Source organism: Micromonospora sp. WMMD712 (assembly GCF_029581295.1).
In the GTDB taxonomy this organism is placed as follows: Bacteria; Actinomycetota; Actinomycetes; order Mycobacteriales; family Micromonosporaceae; genus Micromonospora; species Micromonospora carbonacea.
In genome coordinates this window covers 5,205,883-5,221,915 of sequence record NZ_CP120743.1, presented here as the reverse complement: position 1 = coordinate 5,221,915, position 16,033 = coordinate 5,205,883, and the positions used below count along the sequence as shown (strand labels likewise).

Sequence of the window (16,033 nt, the reverse complement as noted above, 5' to 3'; positions counted from 1 at the left end):
TGGGACTGAGGAGATCGGATGGAGCACGTGGACGACCCGATGGAGCAGATCGACGTACTCGTCTCGACGCTGCAGGAGCTCGACGTCACGGACGACGGCCGCGAGGCGCTCGTGGCGGTCGAGGCAGGGATGAGTGGCAGCGTCGTCTGACGTCGTCGGCCGGGGCAGGGGCTGCGGTCCATGCCCCGGCGACGCTCCGAGCGAGAGGGGTGTGCAGGACGTCGGGGGGCAGAGCCTGAACGAGTGCCCGGAGCTCACCGCCCGGTACGACGCCCTGAAACGGGTGACGGCCCTCCGTTACGGAGCAGACAGTCAGGCCATGGTGTTCGTGCTCTACGAGGAGCTGCTCGCCCTGCGCACCGCCCTCCTGAGGCATCCCGGCTCGATCGTCCTCACCGCGCGGATCGCGGCGCTCCGTCGGCACATCCAGGGGCTGTACGACAGGTCCGCCTTCCCCCGGCTCGCGGAGACGCCCGTGGTGACGGTACAGACCGCGCCCCTACTGCTGGAATACAGCCGGAGCGTGTTCCAGCGCAGGTACGCGGCGGCGGCCCGGTCGATCCGCCCGCAGCTCGTCGCCGTGACCGAGCCACGCGTCGAGCCGCTGCGGCCCGGCCGCCCGTACATGTTCGTCGTGGACGACACCCGCACCCTGAAGGTCTGGAACCGACCGTTCCACTTCGGGGACCTGGTGTTCGGGCGCAACCGGGCGACGGTGGACGGCACGCCGGTCGCCCACCCCATGCTCGTGCCGGACCGGCTCCGGGTGCTGGCCGCCGGCGAGATCATCCTCGTCGGGCGGGGCAAGCCGGCCGCCGTCATCGTCAACACCAAATCGGGCCACTTCCGCCCACCACCCGCAACGGCCGAGGCGATCCGCGACGTGTGCCGCGAGGTGCTGCGGTTACAGGATCACGACATCGACATCTTCACGCTCGCACTGCCCGACCGTGTGGAAACCGCGGCGGCGGGCACTCTGAACGGAAGGACACCATGAGCAGTGAGCCTCGGCTGTTCGAGGGGGCACTGCCCCGCGTCGTCAGCGGCGTCGAGCACGAGTACAAGTGGCTCGTCACGGGCCTCGACCTCCCCGACTCAGTCGTCGGTACGGACGGCGTGCTCACCCACCTCGGAGGGCCGGAGGGCTTCGCGCCGGTACTCAAAGGGACCTCGAAGCAGTCCAGCATCTACCTCGACACCGTCGACTGCGATCTGGCGGCGGCCTTGACCTCACTCGCGGTCATCGTCAACTACGGCAGGCGCCGCGACGTCCGGTGGCTGACACTCAAGGAGACACTGCTCTGGGCCGAGGGCCGCCGGGACTCGCTGGAGATCGGCGAGCTGATCGGCTGCACCCCGGTCTCCCAGGTGCTCCAGGCCTGGGCCGCCCAGCCTCTGACTTGGTTAACACGGGGGTTCGGCCGGCAGCTCGACCTGCGACCGTACGGGGCCACTACCCAGCGGCGTCAACAGGTGCTGGTCAGCTCGACCGACGGTTCGAGCCTGGGGCTGAGCCTCGACGAGACCACGACGCGCGACGGCAACGGCGTCGAGCGGGCTGTCGACCGATGGCTCGAGGTGGAGACCAGCCAGAGCGACCTGCGCAGCCTCTCGAGGCTGGCGGCGTGGGCCCGCACGATCAGCGACCGGCTCGGCGTCGGCCCGTACGAGGGATCGAAGCCCGAGCGGACCGCCGAGCTCGTGGGGCGAGCCAGTGTCGGTTGACGCCGCCGTCGACGAGGCCGTTGAGGATGCCGAACGGTCCAGCATCCCGGCGGACATCTGGGTCCTCTACGCTGCCCGGATCCTCTCGCTGCTCGGCAACTACCTCCAGTACGTCGCGCTGCCGCTCTGGGTGCTATCCGTCACGGGGTCGGCCGTCGCGACGGGCTTGACCTTCGCCATCGAGGTCATGCCGGTGGTCTTCCTGGCCCCGTGGGTCGGCTACCTCGTCGACAAATACGACCGCCGTAACCTGCTCGTAGCGGCCGAGGCGCTCTCCGCCGTCGCGGTGGGCGGCCTGCTGCTCGCCGTCGGCAACGGCTTCCTCCCGCTGGTCTACCTGGCCGTACTCGTGATCCGCGTGTTCGACACTTTTGCCATGCCGGCGTCGACCGCGATCCTCAACAGCCGCGTGCCGAAGGCGGCCCGACCGCGCGCCATCGCCACATTGGAGGCCATGTTCGGCGGCATGATGACCCTGGGACCGATCGCGGGCAGTCTCGTCTACGGCGCGGCCGGCATCAAGGTCCTGCTGATCGTCAACCTCGCGTCCTTCGTGGTCAGCAGCGTGCTGACGGCCTTCCTGCCGTCCTGCCCCGCGGTCGGAGTCCTAGCGGGAGTCCGGGCTGCGCTGGTCGACGCGGTCAGATCCGTGGCGGCGGACCGCCGCCTCCGACTGGCGTCCCTGGTCGAGATCAGCTATTTCCTCTGCTGCGGTGGCCTCACCACGCTGGCCGTCGTCATCGCGGAAGGCAGCATCGGGGCCGACCTCAGCGGGCTTTACGTCGGCGGGCTGGGGTTCGGCTGGCTCGTCTGTTCGCTGTTCGTGGTACGGCGGTTCGGCGGGCATCCCCGCGCACTCCTCTTGGCCGGGGCGATCGGCTGCTGCGGCGTCGGCGTGGTGCTCTGGCAGGTGGTCGCCCTGCATCCCGTGGCCTGCGTGCTCGGCGGGATGCTCGCCGGCGCGGTCAACGTCCTAATCGTCACGGCGACAACCGTGGTCTACTCCGACCGGGTCCGCGTCGACGCGATGGGTCGGGTCTTCGCCGCACGGCGCGCATGGATGAACCTCGCCCTGGCTCTGTCGCACGGCACCCTGGCCGCGCTCTCCACGGCACTGGGGCCCGGCGCCACGGCGGTGGTCGCGGGTACGGCCGCTACCCTGGCTGGTGTCGTCCTGCTGTCGCCGGCCTTGGCCCGCGGCGCGTGGCGCCCCGGTCCCGGGAACCAACCGGAGGCAGCGTGCTGAGCACGCCGGACGTGATCGTGGTGCCTCGCGCGCGGGTCGTCGGCTGGGATTTACCGTTCCCCGACGCACCGGCCCTGCCCTCGGGCCTGGCGGCCGTGGCCGCCCGGTACCTCGCGGACCCCAGGTCGGATTCGGTCGGACAGTACGCCGCGACTCGCTACTGGAAGCTCAGGCACGCCCTTCTCGGCCCGTGGTCCTGTTTCTCCTTCTGGGCCCCGGGGCTCACGGCCGACGCCGCCGCCCGGCTCGCCGATGTGGCGCGACCCGCCCCGCAACCGGAGCTGCTCCGAGCGGTGACGGCGGCGCACCTGGCCGGCGTCGCCCGCCAGCAGGCCGATCCGACGACGGCCATCCGACGGGCCCTGCACGCGGCAGCCTGGGGCGAGCCGGAGCCGTGCGGCGGGGAAGCCGGAGCGGACGGTGTCGCGGCGATCGACTGTTCCACCCTGGCCGACTACCTCACGGAGGTCGTACCGCGCGCTGAGCTGACGGTCCTCGACGCCGCGGCAGGCCCGGTGCCGCTGAGGCCGCGCACAGCCCAGGCGGAGCGCGCGGACGACCGCCGGGTGCGGGGCGGACCGTGCACACTCGTCGACCGGCCCTGGTCCCAGTTCGTCGTCGGGGTACTCGTCGGCTTCGACCCGGTCGAGGTCGACGAGGTTGCTCTGGCCGTGATAAGGGAGTTGCTGGGCAGCGGCACCGACGGGCTGCTCGGGGCGGAGCTTCGCGCCGCCCGCGGCCTCGTCTACGCCGCCGGGGCTGCGGGCGGGCTGGAGCACGGTAACGCCGTGTTGTGGGCCTGCGCGAACACCGACCGCGACCACGCCCTGGACTGCGCCCGGCTGTTGGGCGAGGTGGTGGACCGCCTGCCAGCGTCGAGCGCCGACCAGTGGCAGGCCGCCGCCCGACGGGCGAAGCAGCGCGTCGTGACCGCGCTGGACCAGCCCTTCGCCCGCCTGGACGAGCACCGGCGTGCCTCGCTGGGCCAGCTCACGCTGGCGGAGGTGCACTCCTCGGCCGACGCCCGGGCCGAGGAACTCGCGTCCCGGCCGCCGGTACCGACGGGTGGGCGGGCCCGCGCCATCGTCGGCGGCCTCGACGACGCCATCCGCGCGGGGGCCGAGGCGTGGAACTGACCGGTACGCAGGTCCGGGTCGAGGAGGAGCGGCTCGGACTGACGGAACTCGCATCGTCCGGCCTGCGCGTCCTCCTGGTGCGCGTGCCCTGGCAGCGCAGCGTGGCGGTGCACTTGCGGGTTCTGCGCGGCTCGGGCGACGACCCCTACGATCGGGCGGGCCTGGCCCACCTGGTGGAGCACGAGCGGGTCGCCCATGCTGCCACGCGTGCGCCGTCGCTTCCACCGCTCGCCGGCCGGACGGAGGTCGCCTGGACCGACTACCGGCTATGTGTACCGGCCGAACACTGGCGCGACGCCCTCGGACAGGCGTTGGCGGTTCTGCACCACGGTCGGCTGACCGACACGCGGCTCGCCCATGAGCGGCAGGCCGTCGTGGTCGAGCTGGCGCGCGCCGTGGGGCGGCCTGCGCTGCGCCTAGGTCCGCTCCTCGCCTCCGTCGCCGCCGCAGGCTCGGACCTAGCTGCGGTCGGCGCTGCCACGCCGGACTCGATACGCTCACTGACCTCAAAGGACGTCGACAATTTCCTGCGGGACGCGTACCAGCCGCAGCACTGCCTGCTGGCTGTCACCTCTCCGATCCCCGGAGCCGAGGTCGGGCGCTTCCTCAAGGCTCATCCGCCGGAACCGCCGTACCACCTGACGCTGGCGAAGCGGTCGGTGGTCGACCGCCCTCCGGCGGGTCCCGAGGCCGCCCTCTCCGGGACACTGGCCATGACCATGCTGGCCGCGCGCCCGACGGACCCTCACGATCATCTCGCCGAACGGTTGGCCCACCTGTACCTGACCGAGCCGCACGGGCACCTCGACCGGCTCTCGTCGCCGTCGGGCGGGCGGATCGTCGGGTCCGCCATGCTCGTCGGCCGGCAGGCTCGGCTAACCATGCTGAGTTGGGGCCAGGTGACCTCGGCAGCGCGGCTCGGTGCCGCCCTGCACGGCGGCCTGCGGGCTGGCGGCCCGATGGCACCGGCGGAGCTCAGCCGGCTCCGCGAGCGGTTGTACCTTGACCGGAGCTTCGAGTCGCAGACTCCCCTCGGCCTGGCGGGGCAGGTCCTCCGTGCAGCGGCCGGCGAGGACGCCCCGCCGGCACCAAGGGCCGAGCTGGAACGGGTGTCCGCCCGGCAGGTCGACCAAGCCATCGGGAGACTGAGCGAAGCGGCCGTCTTGTGGCGGATCGCCGATGGTTTACCCCAACCTTTGGAGTCGTAGATGGAAGTCCTCGCGTGGGGCCGGGGCTACTCCGGGCTCGCCCTGCTCTCCGCTCTGTGCCAACTTCCGGGAGGCCCGAGGGTGGTGGGCGCCGTCGTTGACGCTGAGGCCGCCCGCGCGGCGCGGGCCGTGTCGGCGCTACGCGGGTTGGACGTCCGCGGACACCGGGACGACGTCGAGGAGCCGGCCTTCCCAGACGCGCCGGGTCATCGCCTGCTGTCGCTCGGCCCGCCGGCCGGCTCCGGGGACCGTCCGGCGGTGCCGTCCGTCGTCGTCAGTGTGATAGGCAGCAGCATTGACCGTGGCGCGGATCCGCTGCCCTGGGCCCTGGCCGCAGGCATGGACGTGGTCACGCTCGTCGTCGATCGCGTGCCCGGGACCCGCTGCGTACACCAGCTCCGCCTGCTGCCCGAGGGGGGCCTGCGCGACGCCGGGGAGGCAGCCATCCGGTTGCTCGCTCCGTGCCTCGGCGGACCATGCGGATCGCCAGTGGAGGCTGTCCGCCTTTCAGACGGCGCGAGGCGGGAACAGCCTGCCCTTCCTTGCCTCGCGCTGCCGACCCGGCTGGACTGGTCAATGCCCACCGACCGGATTATCCGCCTTGTCCGCGCCTGGGGTCCGCCCGCGCCCGGTGCGTGGACGACGTGGCGTGAAGTCCAGCTGTTCGTGTCGTCAGCGTTCCGCGATCCGGCCCCGGGCTGGCCGGTGGCGCCCGGGACTGTCGTCGAGGCCGCCGCGACGGGCATCGTCGTGGCGGCCGTCGACGGCGCCGTCCGCATGACCGGGCTGCGGGACGTCATTGGGTCGGTCGACGGCGGCAGTATCGCTGTCGGCGACCTCCTCGGCGGAGATCCGGTTGCGGAACTGGCGCGGCTGGAGCAGCGTGTACGTGACCTGGAGTGCATCGTCCGGCGGCTTGCGGACGGCGTGGCGTTCCTCTAGCCGGCCCGACGCTGATTCACCAGCCTCGGGTGCGCCACTCCTCCAGCGCCGGCCGTTCCGCGCCCAGCGTGGTGTCGCGGCCGTGGCCCGGGTAGACCCACGTGTCGTCCGGCAGCCGGTCGAAGACCTTCGTCTTGACGTCGGTGAACAGCGACGCGAAGTCGTCGGCGTTGCCGAAGGTGTTGCCGACTCCTCCGGGGAAGAGCGAGTCGCCGGTGAACAGGTGCGGGTGGCCTCCCGGGTCGTCGTACAGCAGGGCGACGCCGCCGGGCGTGTGGCCCGTCAGCCGGATGACCTTGAGGGCGATCTCGCCGCAGCGGATGACGTCGCCGTCGGCCAGGGGCACGTCGGTCGGGACGGTGATGCCGTCCACGTCGGGTGCGCCGGCGTAGGTGCGCGCCCCGGTGGCCGAGACGACGTCGGGCAGGCCGTGCTCCCAGTGGTCCCAGTGGTGGTGGGTGGTGACCACCGCGTCGAGCCGCCCGCCGCACAGCTCCAGCAGCCGCTCCGGCTCGTTCGCCGCGTCCACCATCAACTGGGCACCCGTCGCGCGGCAGCGCAGCAGGTAGCAGTTGTTGTCGCCCGGCCCGACCGAGATCTTGTTGAGGGTCAGCGCCGTCAGCTCGCGTACCCCGGGGGCTGATCCGTCGTATTCCGCCATGGTTGGAATATAGCCCGATCACACTAAGCGACGGCGCCCTGGACCGACCTGCCCCCACCCATGCGAATCGCCGAATTGCGCTCCACCCGTGAGTACCCCCGCTCTCAAAGCCTAAGGGCTTGGAGGTGCCACCGTCACGGTGATCATCGGCGCGCTGATGGCCGTCACCCTCCTGCTGTGCCCCGCGATGCACTGCTCCCACGCCAAGATTTCCAGGTCGAGCTGCAAGAGACGTCCGAGGCCCCAGCCGTTCTCATTGGTCGCATTCTTGAGGTTGTCCTCGACCTAGGCGTGCAGGTCCAACAAGTGCTGGTCGATCACAGGCCGGCTGGTCAAAGACGATCCCCCCAGGCGTTCGATGAGTGCCTTTAGTAGATGGACTCGATCTTTATCAGCCGTGACTGCCTCGTAGACCCGGTCGGCGGGCTGGGCGTTTTCCCGGGCCTTGTCCTGGATCTTCTTGCGGAGTGCGCCGGGTGGCGATGAGGACCCAAGCTGGCGGTGGCGGTGGAGCCGTGCCGGTGCAGCTGGGGCGGAAACCTGATGTAGGGGTGTCTGCGGTGATCATGATGCTTGAATGGTCGAGCAGGATCTCAGGTCGGGCCGGACTCGTGTGCGAGCGACGCGGCCACGTTCCGCAGTCATGCACCCGCACCAGTGGCAGCCTGGCGCCTTGGCCGAGCTTGCGGAAGCGGGTGGTGGCGTAGTTCGGGTTGATCGACGGGCCGTCGGCGCGGGTGAACACGTACCCGAAGTCGTGCTGACTTGTGCCGGCTGCGGCGTGCTGGTCCCGCCGCACCTCACGACGAGCACGCCCGGCTCCGCGCCATACGCCACAACGCAGCCCGCACCGGCCTCGCACGTTCCAGCTGATCTTCGGCAAGCGATCGCAGCAAGCCCGCGAAGCGACCGGCACGCACCGGCAGAAAACAGAAAGCCGCGGGTCATCGGCCTGCGGATACCGGCGGAGCGTCCGGTTAGGAAACCGATGCTCTATCCCCTGAGCTACGGGGGCGCGAGGGCCTAGTCTAGCGACCTGGGGGTTCACCTGGGGTGGCAGGGAGTGGCCCACGTTCACCCACGTCACCCGGACCCCCGTTTGCCCAGCCCAGGAGCACCGCTCGAGCACACGAACCCCCGTTTGCGACCACGATCGGCTGTGGTGACCCGTATTGGCTCCGGTTGACCCGGGCTGGCATCCGCTGGCGAGCACACGTCGCGCACATCATCGAAGATCATCTAGAGGGCTCCCGCTGCAGCGGGCCGGCCGGAGGTGGTCGGATCTCGCTCGACGTGCTGCCCATCGGTCGGGAGACTGGCGGTCGTGAGAGCCGGAATGGTGTTCCCGGACGGCGCGTGGCAGAAGGTCAGGTTCGGCCTGTTCGAGCCGACCCTCGACTACGGCGGCAGCGCGTGGAGCCGGGACGTCCTCGACCCGTGGGTGTCCGCCCACTCGTCGGTCTTGGCGGCGTTGCGGCAGGTCGGGGAGGCGAGGATGGCCGCCGTCGCGTTGGCGCGTGAGGATCTGTGGGCGTTGTACGCGTTGAGCAGGGTGATGGAGTTGCTGATCCTGCCCGGCCAGCCGCCCGCCACCAACCCCGGCGACCCTGCGGACTGGCTTGCGTCCTCGGCGTACGGGCGGTTCGTCGCGGCGATCGGTGGCACGTTCCCGGAGGGGGAAGGGTTCCATCCGTTTCTGCACGAGATTGTCGAGGTTGAGCCGGCGGACGATCCGCAGGCGCCGCCGGTGCTGGTCGGGCAGTGGTGGCCGGGTTGTCTGGTCGGGTCGCTGGTGCTCATGCGTGGCGGCGTGAGCGTCCGCGCCGGTGCCCGCCATCTGGATCCCGTGCTCGCCTCGACCTCGACGTTGTACTGGGCGTGGCGGCGGCGGTATCGGCAGGTGGCTGACCTGTCGCACGGCTGGGGTGGCAACTCGCAGTGGCGCACCGGCTTCCGCCGTGACTACCGGCTGGCCGACCGGCTCGTCTACAACGCGGACGCGGCGCTGGATCCGACGCCGCCCCATCCTGGAGGCCAGGACCCGTGCACGGACGTGGACCTGCTGCGTTACCGGTGCAGCACCCTGGTCGACCACGGCGACGACCAGTGGATGTGTAACAGCCACCACGTCGAACCGACAGCACACACCGTCACACCGCCTGAGTAAGCGATGCACCCCGAGCGGGAACCCCGCCGCCCGACCCGCCCCCAGCGACACGCCGACCTAACAAAGCACTACTAGGGCTCGAGCGTGGCGGGCATGCTGAAGGCGGCGACGTGACGGGCACCGATGAAGGCGTTGCTCTCTACGATCTTCCCGTTCTCGATCCGGAGTACGTCGACGACCAACGCCTCGTAGTGCGGGCTGCCGGGCCGGCGGAGATAGTTGATCAGTGCCGGGCGCCCGTTGGCCGAGGTGGGGAACGTACGCCAGTCGAGCGGTCGGCCGAGGAACTCCGCGACCGCGTCGATCCCGACTACCGGCGGCTCGGGCGGCATCGTGATCCGTACGTCCTCGGCGAGCAGTGCCCGGATCGCCTCCGGGCCCTTCGCGTTGGCGTAGCGGCGCAGGATCTCTTCGTCCTCACTGGTGAGCTGCGGGCGGCGCCAGTCCTTCGGGTCCGACGGAGCGCGCCGCCGCAGGGTGCGGCGGGCCCGCTGGAGGAGGCTGTTGACGGCCGCCACGGCGGTGTCGAGCGCGGCGGCGATCTCCTGCGGCGTCCAGCCGTAGACGTCGCGCAGCACGAAGGCCGCCCGCTGCCGCGGCGGCAGGTACATGAGCGCTGCGATCACGGCCAGCTCGACGGTCTCCCGGGCGGCGAGACCGGTCTGCGGATCGTCGGCCAGCAGGGCGTCGGGATAGGGACCGAGCTCGGTGGACCACTCCAGCGGATCACCGTACGGTACCGTCCGGTTGCCAGCCGCCTTGCGGCTGTCGAGGAAAACGTTCGTGGCGATCCGGTAGAACCAGGTGCGCGCCGACGCCCGACCCTCGAAGCGGCTGCGAGCCCGCCAAGCACGCAGGAAGGTCTCCTGCACTAGGTCGTCCGCGTCGGTGACGTTCCCGGCGAGGCGGTAGCAGTGGACGTGTAGCTCACGCCGGTGCTCGTCGAAGGCGTGCTGCAGCCAGACCGTCTGCTCATCGGGCGAGTTGGACATGTGGTTTCCCCGGGGCTGAGTGGTCCTCACAACCGTAATGACGACCGCGGACTCCATCCGTCATCGGTCACCGATGACGTTTGCTGACTCGGTCGTCTGTACCTGTGACCGATCCCCACTCCACGAAGGAGATAGCCATGACGGCAACCCCCGTGTCCAGCGCCGCCGCGCCCCCGGTCGTTGACCGGGAGACCTGGCTACGCGAGCGCGACGAACTGCTGGTCCGGGAAAAGGCCCATACCCGCGAAGGAGACGCGATCGCAGCCGCTCGCCGTCAGCTGCCGATGACCTTGATGCCGACGGTGACGGTGCGGGGCCCTAGCGGGGACACCCCGCTGGTGGAGGTGTTCGAGGGCCGTCGGATGCTCATCGCCTACTTCCACATGTGGCACGACGGCAAACCGTACGAGCGTCAGTGTGAGGGGTGCACCTTTTCGACCTGTCACATGCACATGCTGGACTACCTGCACGCTCGGGATATCACCTACGCCGTGTTCTGCCAGGGCCCCTACGACGAAAGTGCCCCGTTCGCGGAGTTCATGGGCTATAGGTTCCCCTGGTATTCGGCGAAAGACTCCGACCCGGCTCTGGCCGACGGTCGCGGCTTCGGGTTCATCGCGTGCTACCTGCGCGACGGCGACAAGGTCTACGAGACCTACTGGACCACAGGGCGGGGCGTGGAAGCGTTGATGACCACCTACCACGCCCTGGACCTCACGGTGTACGGCCGGCAGGAGAATTGGGAAAACTCGCCTGAAGGCTGGCCGCGGGTCGCCGGGCACCCGTGGCGTCTCAACGGCCGCCCCACCGCGCAATGGTCACGCCCCGGCGTCACACCGCGATGACGTCCTGATGATCGAGGTGATCATGCTCGGGTCGGCCGCTGGTGTCAGCCTGCTGCTGCGTCGGGCCACGGGCGGGCGCTTCCCGCAGAGCCCGAATGTTTGCGGGTGCGACGGTGGCTGTCATGGTCGCGGTGACCCTCGACGCCGCACCGGTTGTGCAGCACGCGGGCACGCTGCTGCTCCTGGCCTTGGCGGTGGCAACCGTCGTCGGCGGTCCGACCGAGCGCGGCCTGGGCTTGACCCGTTTCGACGGACAGGGTCGATGTGTTGATCTTAGTCAGGCTGCCTGGACCGCTGGTGGCAGGTATGAACCGTTGGCTTCGAAAGTGGCGGGGTTGCGCCGCTGGGCGGCGGACTTCCGCCGTCGGGGGGCCGCCCGGATCGAGTACCTGCCCACCAGCGCGGGCGCGCCGGACGGCTGGCACGTGCCGAAGGGATGTGCCCGACGACCACGGCGGCGGCACGTTGGCCGGGCAGGTTCACGGTCTGCTGCCGAGCGGCGGCGACCATCGCCTCGGCGACCTGGACCGCGTTCTTGACGTGACCGCGGCGGAGCAGGGGCGGTGATCCGGTCGACGCCGGCGTGCCGGATCGCCGCCGGTGTCTGCCAGCAGGCGAGGACCATCATCGGGGCCTTGCGGGTTCAGGTCCACGGCCCACTCCAGGGCGGGGCTGCATCGAGGGTGTCCAGCCCGGCGGGGACGGGCGGTTCGGGCTCGTCGTCGGCGATCTCGGCGGACTGTACGCAGCGCAGCCAGGCCAAGTAGAGCAGGCGCAGGTCTCCGGCGGCGAGACCGGCCCGGACCGGGATGATGGAGGTGAGTAGACCCTGGCCGTCGAGGTCCCCCTCGTCGGCGCCGTCCTCGTCCTCGTCGTGCAGGTCGATGATGACGTGCTTGCCGGCGGTCCACGCGGCCGCGCTGTCACCCTGGCAGTACTGGGCGACGATGGCGGGGTCGAGCACGTGTTTCGGTAACCGCAGCATGAGCTGGCGGGTGCCCCAGTTCGCCAGGTACAGGTGCGCGTCGAAGTACCGTTCCATCAGCGTGCGCGGGTCGCCCTTGAAGTCGCCCCACTCGTAGGTGTTCACAAAGCTGGTGGCGGTGATGTCGGCGCGGGTCGACAGCGACCGCAGCTCTGCCCGCTCCCGGACTGTCAGGGGTCGGTCGACGGCGGTGAACTCGTAGTACTGGTACTCGCTCATCGCTGCCTACCTTCCGGCCCAGTGCCGGTAGGCGTCGATCCACGCGGCGCCGTCCGGCATAGGGGTGGGTAGCGGCAGGTCGAGAAGGCCGACTCGCTGCCGGTGGCGGCCCCGGGCGCAGACCGCGACGATGCTGTCCGCTGCCAGCTCGACCTTGCCTACGGTGACCTCGACGCCGAGGACGGTGGTGGTGAACGGCACCGCCAGATGCTCCTCGATCATGGCGAACAGGCCGGCACGCTCGTCCTCGTGACCGTCCGTGTCGACGGTGGCTTCCTCGATCATCGCCTCGAGCGCGGTACTCCGCTTCGATGCCATCGGCGCAGGATAGCGGACCGGTGCCGGGGTGTTCGGAGCCAGATGCGCGAGGATGGTCGGCATTGGTTCGGTGGCCCAGTTCGTCGATCTTCGGCGGGAGGTGGAGCGGCTACGGACGGAGAACGCCCGGCTGGGACGTCTGCTGGAGTTGCGCGGTCAGGACACGTCTGCGGCGCCGGAGCAGTTGTCCGCTCCGGTGGAGTTGCCGGGGCTGGTCACCATGGCTTCGCCCACGCATGACAAGCTGGCGCTGTTCGCCGACCGGTTCCGAGCCCGGACCGACGTATACGCCATGCGGTGGAACAACGTCCGTACCGGCGCTGCCGGGTACCGGACACTCGGCTTCACCAGAACATGAGTGCATCCCATCGCGACCACCAATGACTGGTCCTCCGGCTATGGGATATGTCTAGACCGCCAAGCGCGCTTGGCCTAGCGTAGTAGGCTACGGGCATGGGCCGGTTCTCCGAGGATGAGCTACACGCGGTTGTCTCCCGGTACGAGGCGACGCGCGCGGCTGCGTTGACCGAACGCGACGAGCAGCTACGGGCGTTCCACGCCGCCGGCTGGCGGCCGGTGGACCTGCAGCGGGCCACCGGATACAGCCGGGAGACGATCCGTCAGGCGCTCCGACCCGAAGTCCGGCGGGCGACCAACCTCAGCCGGCGCAGACCGTCACCCCAGCCGCCAGCGGACTACCAGCCCTACGGCGACCGGAAGCCCTACATCGTGGCCGAGACCCTGGCCGCACTGCGCGGCCCGACCGCGGGCACGGTGACGCTTCCGCGTCACCTCGACTGGTCCGGGCACGCCGAATACGACCTGAACCGGCCCACACGCCTGGCCAGCATGTACAAGGTGGTACTCACCGAAGCCAGCACCGTCGAGGACCTGAACACCTGGCTCGACGCCGACCTCCTCCGGCGACTCTGGCCCACCCTCTGGCTGCCACCCCAGCTCCGCCAGCGCTGGGAGGAATGCTTCCCCGAACTCGCCGCCACCCGCAGCGACGCGGCATAGCGGTGGACCCCTTCCACGAACGACTCGCCCGTACCGGGCTCGGCGCGGCCGATCGATACGGCTTCGCGCTGGCCGGCGGTTACGCGGTCCAGGCCGCCGGGCTGCTTGAGCGGCCCAGCGAGGACATCGACCTGTTCACCGCCTGGGACCGCCGCGACGAGTTCACCGCCGCCGTCACCGCCGTCGTGCACGCCTACCGAGATGACGGCCTGACCGTCGAGACTGAGCGCCAGTACGACACCTTCGCCCGGCTGGCCGTCACCGACGGCGTGCGGGTCTCCAAGGTCGAACTCGGCGTGGACTGGCGCGCCAGGAACCGATCCTCATCCCGACGCTGGCCGTGGCGTCAAGCTACGCAGAACTCGTTGCCCTCGGGGTCCTGCATGACGACATGCCCGAGGACGTCGCCGTACCACTCCTCGCGGACCACCGTCGCGCCGGCGGCGACCAGGTCGGGCACTTTCTGCCGGATTAGTCGGGCGCGCTCGACCATGTCCCAGGGGCCTGGACCGGCCACCCGGATATCGATATGCATACGGTTCTTGCCGGACTTTCCCTCGGGCACCTTCAGGAAGCCGATGGCAGGGCCCCGGCCATCGGGATCGACGATGGAGGCGTTGTCCGGCTCGTCGAAACCGGGTTCCTTGACATAGCCGAGGGCTAGTGCCCAGAAGGCGGCGATCCGGTGAGGATCGTCGGCATCGCATCCCAGGGTCCACAAAGTCGCCACGGCGTCAACGTACGCGGGCCACGACGCGCTGTCATCGACAGATCCGCACGTCGAGGAGCAGACGGCTCAGCAACACCCGTCACGCAACGTCCCCGATCTTGATCGCCGCGAAGTCGAGCGGCCATTCGCCGTGCGTAGGTCGAGATCGGCGCGTGTGCGCTGGCAGCCGTACCTAACTCTGCAATCGGACCTGTACGCCGCCAGGCCCAGCCGCGCGGTAGCCGCGGTGGTCGGGGTCGATCGCGTTCTGGCAGACCCTGTCCCGACGCAAACAACAGACCGGCCGATGTGACCACGCCCCAGATGGGTTGCGGTCACATCGGCCGGGCAGGACCCGTCGGGTCGCGGCGGTTGGTCGTGAAAGCGATGACCCCTCGCATGCGCGGGGAGCTAGCTCCTCCCCGACTCGACGAGTCGGGCTTCACCGGCCGTGCCGGCTACCTCGATCCTCAGCGACGCTGGGGGACGATTTTCTCTGCGTCGACCACCGTGAAAGAGGCGTACGGGTCGACGCGACCGCTGATGACCTTGTCGGCCTGCCGGTCGCCCAGCAGCGCGGAACGGAAGAACGCGGTGACGTACCCGGTGCTGACCTGGCGCTGTTCGGTCTCGGTCAGTTTGCGGGTCACGTGCGTCCACTCGATCGGCGGCTCCGGGGTGCCGCTGTCCGGATCCCAGTCCGGGATGATCGGGGTGCCGCACCAGCCCGGCGCCGGGGCGAAGCCCTGGTCGTCGACCGCGCCGACCTGCCCGCTCTCGGGAGACCACTGGGTGTTGAGGAAGTTGTGGTTGGCGCCGCGGACGTGCCAGGTGTAGATCGGCTTGCGGGTGTGCCCGGTTGCCAGTTTCGCGTAGTCGAGGCCCTGCTCGCTGTCGCAGCCGCCCACCCAGACCGCGAGGGGCGCCGAGGTCACCCGGTAGAACTTGGCATCCGGGGAACCCGGGTTGGTGGCCGCGCCCGGATTGGCAGCGGCGAGGGCGAGGACGCCGGCCACCCGCACGCCCGCCGGAAGGTCGGCGCGGTGGACGTCGGCGGCGTGCCAGGCGACCGCCCGGCCGCCCCGTGAGTGGCCGAGCGTCCCGGTGCGGGAAAAGTCGATCTTGCCGGTGAGCTTCGGGGTCGGGCCGCTGAAGTGGCCGGCCAGGGCGCCCCGGCCCGTACGGGCCAGTTCGGTCCAGAGCGCGAGGTGCTTGTTGATGAGCTTCGCGCGCGCGTTGTCGGACTCGGTGCCGATCTGGCCGGCGTTGATTCCGTTCGCGCTGATCGAGATGACGACCATGCCCTGGGCGGCGAGCTCCCGGGCGAGGTAGTCGTAGCCCCGGTAGCTGGGCAGCGCCGCGACGCCGGGCGCGCAGGGCCACTGCGAGAGCCGGCCGGTGGCAGCCACCCAGCGCGGATCCTCGTAGTAGTCGTCCGGCGACTCCGCCTCGATGCGCTTCGCCTCGTCCTCGGCGGCCTGGTCCGCGCACGTGGACCAGTAGCCGTGGGAGAGCACCACCAGCGGGAACGGTCCCCTGCCGGTGACCGGGTAGTGCACGTTGCCGGTCAACTCGATCGGTGCCAGGGGCGAGTCCGGGCCGTCGGTGTGGAAACCGGGGACCGTGAAGGCGGTGTCGCCGAGGGTGTAGTCCAGCGACCTGACCGGATAGTTGCGGTCCTTCGCCTGGGCGGGTGACGCGGGCACGAGGCCGGCCGCGACCAGAGCCACCGCGACCAGACCCTTCAACAGTGCCGACTTCTTCTCCTTGACAGGGACCGGGATTCCGCCGCCCCGGTCCGGCGGCGGGCCGGCGGGGGCGGGGTTCGGAAGCGAGACGAGTGTTCGTGCCATGGCCGCA

Annotated in this window: 16 protein-coding genes and 2 pseudogenes; 12 read left to right on the top strand and 6 right to left on the bottom strand. The window is 70.2% G+C overall.

What is annotated here, in order from left to right:
* Positions 1 to 18: 18 nt before the first annotated feature.
* The 7 genes from O7633_RS22770 (at position 19) to O7633_RS22740 (ending at position 6,257) form a co-directional block, all read left to right on the top strand.
* Positions 19 to 150: a hypothetical protein gene (locus tag O7633_RS22770; protein ID WP_282323859.1), complete on the top strand. Its 132-nt coding sequence runs from the start codon at positions 19 to 21 to the stop codon at positions 148 to 150.
* 61 nt (positions 151 to 211) lie between these two features.
* Positions 212 to 997: a hypothetical protein gene (locus tag O7633_RS22765; protein ID WP_282323858.1), complete on the top strand. Its 786-nt coding sequence runs from the start codon at positions 212 to 214 to the stop codon at positions 995 to 997.
* Entirely contained in the window at positions 994 to 1,725 is a 732-nt protein-coding gene (locus tag O7633_RS22760; RefSeq protein WP_282323857.1) for a hypothetical protein, read from the top strand. The genes O7633_RS22765 and O7633_RS22760 overlap by 4 nt, the downstream gene beginning before the upstream one ends.
* The gene (locus O7633_RS22755; RefSeq protein WP_282323856.1) at positions 1,715 to 2,971 is read left to right on the top strand and encodes an MFS transporter; all 1,257 of its coding nucleotides are present in this window, start codon (positions 1,715 to 1,717) and stop codon (positions 2,969 to 2,971) included. Before O7633_RS22760 ends, O7633_RS22755 begins: the two co-directional genes overlap by 11 nt.
* A complete protein-coding gene (locus tag O7633_RS22750; RefSeq protein ID WP_282323855.1) occupies positions 2,965 to 4,107 on the top strand; it encodes a hypothetical protein in 1,143 nt (380 codons plus the stop codon). Before O7633_RS22755 ends, O7633_RS22750 begins: the two co-directional genes overlap by 7 nt.
* Entirely contained in the window at positions 4,098 to 5,315 is a 1,218-nt protein-coding gene (locus O7633_RS22745) for a hypothetical protein (protein WP_278131533.1), read from the top strand. The genes O7633_RS22750 and O7633_RS22745 overlap by 10 nt, the downstream gene beginning before the upstream one ends.
* Positions 5,316 to 6,257, top strand: a complete 942-nt coding sequence (locus tag O7633_RS22740) for a hypothetical protein (RefSeq protein ID WP_278131531.1) — start codon at positions 5,316 to 5,318, stop codon at positions 6,255 to 6,257.
* Between the two features lie 16 nt (positions 6,258 to 6,273).
* On the opposite strand, the gene O7633_RS22735 is transcribed toward O7633_RS22740, so the two are convergent.
* Positions 6,274 to 6,918 (bottom strand): MBL fold metallo-hydrolase, encoded by a 645-nt coding sequence (locus tag O7633_RS22735; RefSeq protein WP_278131530.1) that lies wholly within the window; start codon positions 6,916 to 6,918, stop codon positions 6,274 to 6,276.
* A 1,324-nt stretch (positions 6,919 to 8,242) separates the two neighbouring features.
* On the opposite strand from O7633_RS22735, the gene O7633_RS22730 reads away from it, so the two are divergent.
* A complete protein-coding gene (locus tag O7633_RS22730; protein WP_282323854.1) occupies positions 8,243 to 9,085 on the top strand; it encodes a hypothetical protein in 843 nt (280 codons plus the stop codon).
* A gap of 71 nt (positions 9,086 to 9,156) precedes the next feature.
* Here O7633_RS22730 and O7633_RS22725 read toward each other — a convergent pair whose 3' ends face one another.
* On the bottom strand, positions 9,157 to 10,077 hold the full coding sequence (locus O7633_RS22725) for an RNA polymerase subunit sigma-70 (protein WP_282323853.1): 921 nt from the start codon (positions 10,075 to 10,077) through the stop codon (positions 9,157 to 9,159).
* Positions 10,078 to 10,214: 137 nt separating this feature from the next.
* On the opposite strand from O7633_RS22725, the gene O7633_RS22720 reads away from it, so the two are divergent.
* Complete coding sequence (locus O7633_RS22720) at positions 10,215 to 10,922, top strand: DUF899 family protein (RefSeq protein WP_282323852.1); 708 nt, start codon at positions 10,215 to 10,217, stop codon at positions 10,920 to 10,922.
* Between the two features lie 670 nt (positions 10,923 to 11,592).
* On the opposite strand, the pseudogene O7633_RS22715 reads toward O7633_RS22720, so the two are convergent.
* A pseudogene (locus O7633_RS22715) lies at positions 11,593 to 12,126 on the bottom strand (hypothetical protein); the annotation flags it as partial.
* Between the two features lie 6 nt (positions 12,127 to 12,132).
* On the bottom strand, positions 12,133 to 12,444 hold the full coding sequence (locus O7633_RS22710) for a hypothetical protein (RefSeq protein ID WP_282323850.1): 312 nt from the start codon (positions 12,442 to 12,444) through the stop codon (positions 12,133 to 12,135).
* 52 nt (positions 12,445 to 12,496) lie between these two features.
* Here O7633_RS22710 and O7633_RS22705 point away from each other — a divergent pair, with 52 nt between their 5' ends.
* The 3 genes and pseudogenes from O7633_RS22705 to O7633_RS33170 all read left to right on the top strand — a co-directional run.
* Positions 12,497 to 12,802: a hypothetical protein gene (locus O7633_RS22705; RefSeq protein WP_282323849.1), complete on the top strand. Its 306-nt coding sequence runs from the start codon at positions 12,497 to 12,499 to the stop codon at positions 12,800 to 12,802.
* Between the two features lie 95 nt (positions 12,803 to 12,897).
* The gene (locus O7633_RS22700) at positions 12,898 to 13,464 is read left to right on the top strand and encodes a hypothetical protein (protein WP_282323848.1); all 567 of its coding nucleotides are present in this window, start codon (positions 12,898 to 12,900) and stop codon (positions 13,462 to 13,464) included.
* 2 nt (positions 13,465 to 13,466) lie between these two features.
* Positions 13,467 to 13,775: pseudogene (locus tag O7633_RS33170) on the top strand (nucleotidyl transferase AbiEii/AbiGii toxin family protein); the annotation flags it as partial.
* A 35-nt stretch (positions 13,776 to 13,810) separates the two neighbouring features.
* Here the strand turns inward: O7633_RS33170 and O7633_RS22690 are convergent.
* Positions 13,811 to 14,194, bottom strand: a complete 384-nt coding sequence (locus O7633_RS22690; RefSeq protein ID WP_282323847.1) for a VOC family protein — start codon at positions 14,192 to 14,194, stop codon at positions 13,811 to 13,813.
* 449 nt (positions 14,195 to 14,643) lie between these two features.
* On the bottom strand, positions 14,644 to 16,026 hold the full coding sequence (locus O7633_RS22685) for a hypothetical protein (RefSeq protein WP_282323846.1): 1,383 nt from the start codon (positions 16,024 to 16,026) through the stop codon (positions 14,644 to 14,646).
* Between the last annotated feature and the right edge of the window lie 7 nt (positions 16,027 to 16,033).

Excerpts from the sequence above, each read along its gene's own strand:
- O7633_RS22760 (WP_282323857.1), top strand. The coding sequence starts at position 994 with ATGAGCAGTGAGCCTCGGCTGTTCGAGGGGGCACTGCCCCGCGTCGTC.
- O7633_RS22710 (WP_282323850.1), bottom strand. The coding sequence starts at position 12,444 with ATGGCATCGAAGCGGAGTACCGCGCTCGAGGCGATGATCGAGGAAGCC.
- O7633_RS22770 (WP_282323859.1), top strand. The coding sequence starts at position 19 with ATGGAGCACGTGGACGACCCGATGGAGCAGATCGACGTACTCGTCTCG.
- O7633_RS22740 (WP_278131531.1), top strand. The coding sequence starts at position 5,316 with ATGGAAGTCCTCGCGTGGGGCCGGGGCTACTCCGGGCTCGCCCTGCTC.
- O7633_RS22685 (WP_282323846.1), bottom strand. The coding sequence starts at position 16,026 with ATGGCACGAACACTCGTCTCGCTTCCGAACCCCGCCCCCGCCGGCCCG.
- O7633_RS22705 (WP_282323849.1), top strand. The coding sequence starts at position 12,497 with ATGGTCGGCATTGGTTCGGTGGCCCAGTTCGTCGATCTTCGGCGGGAG.
- O7633_RS22725 (WP_282323853.1), bottom strand. The coding sequence starts at position 10,077 with ATGTCCAACTCGCCCGATGAGCAGACGGTCTGGCTGCAGCACGCCTTC.
- O7633_RS22720 (WP_282323852.1), top strand. The coding sequence starts at position 10,215 with ATGACGGCAACCCCCGTGTCCAGCGCCGCCGCGCCCCCGGTCGTTGAC.
- O7633_RS22700 (WP_282323848.1), top strand. The coding sequence starts at position 12,898 with ATGGGCCGGTTCTCCGAGGATGAGCTACACGCGGTTGTCTCCCGGTAC.
- O7633_RS22735 (WP_278131530.1), bottom strand. The coding sequence starts at position 6,918 with ATGGCGGAATACGACGGATCAGCCCCCGGGGTACGCGAGCTGACGGCG.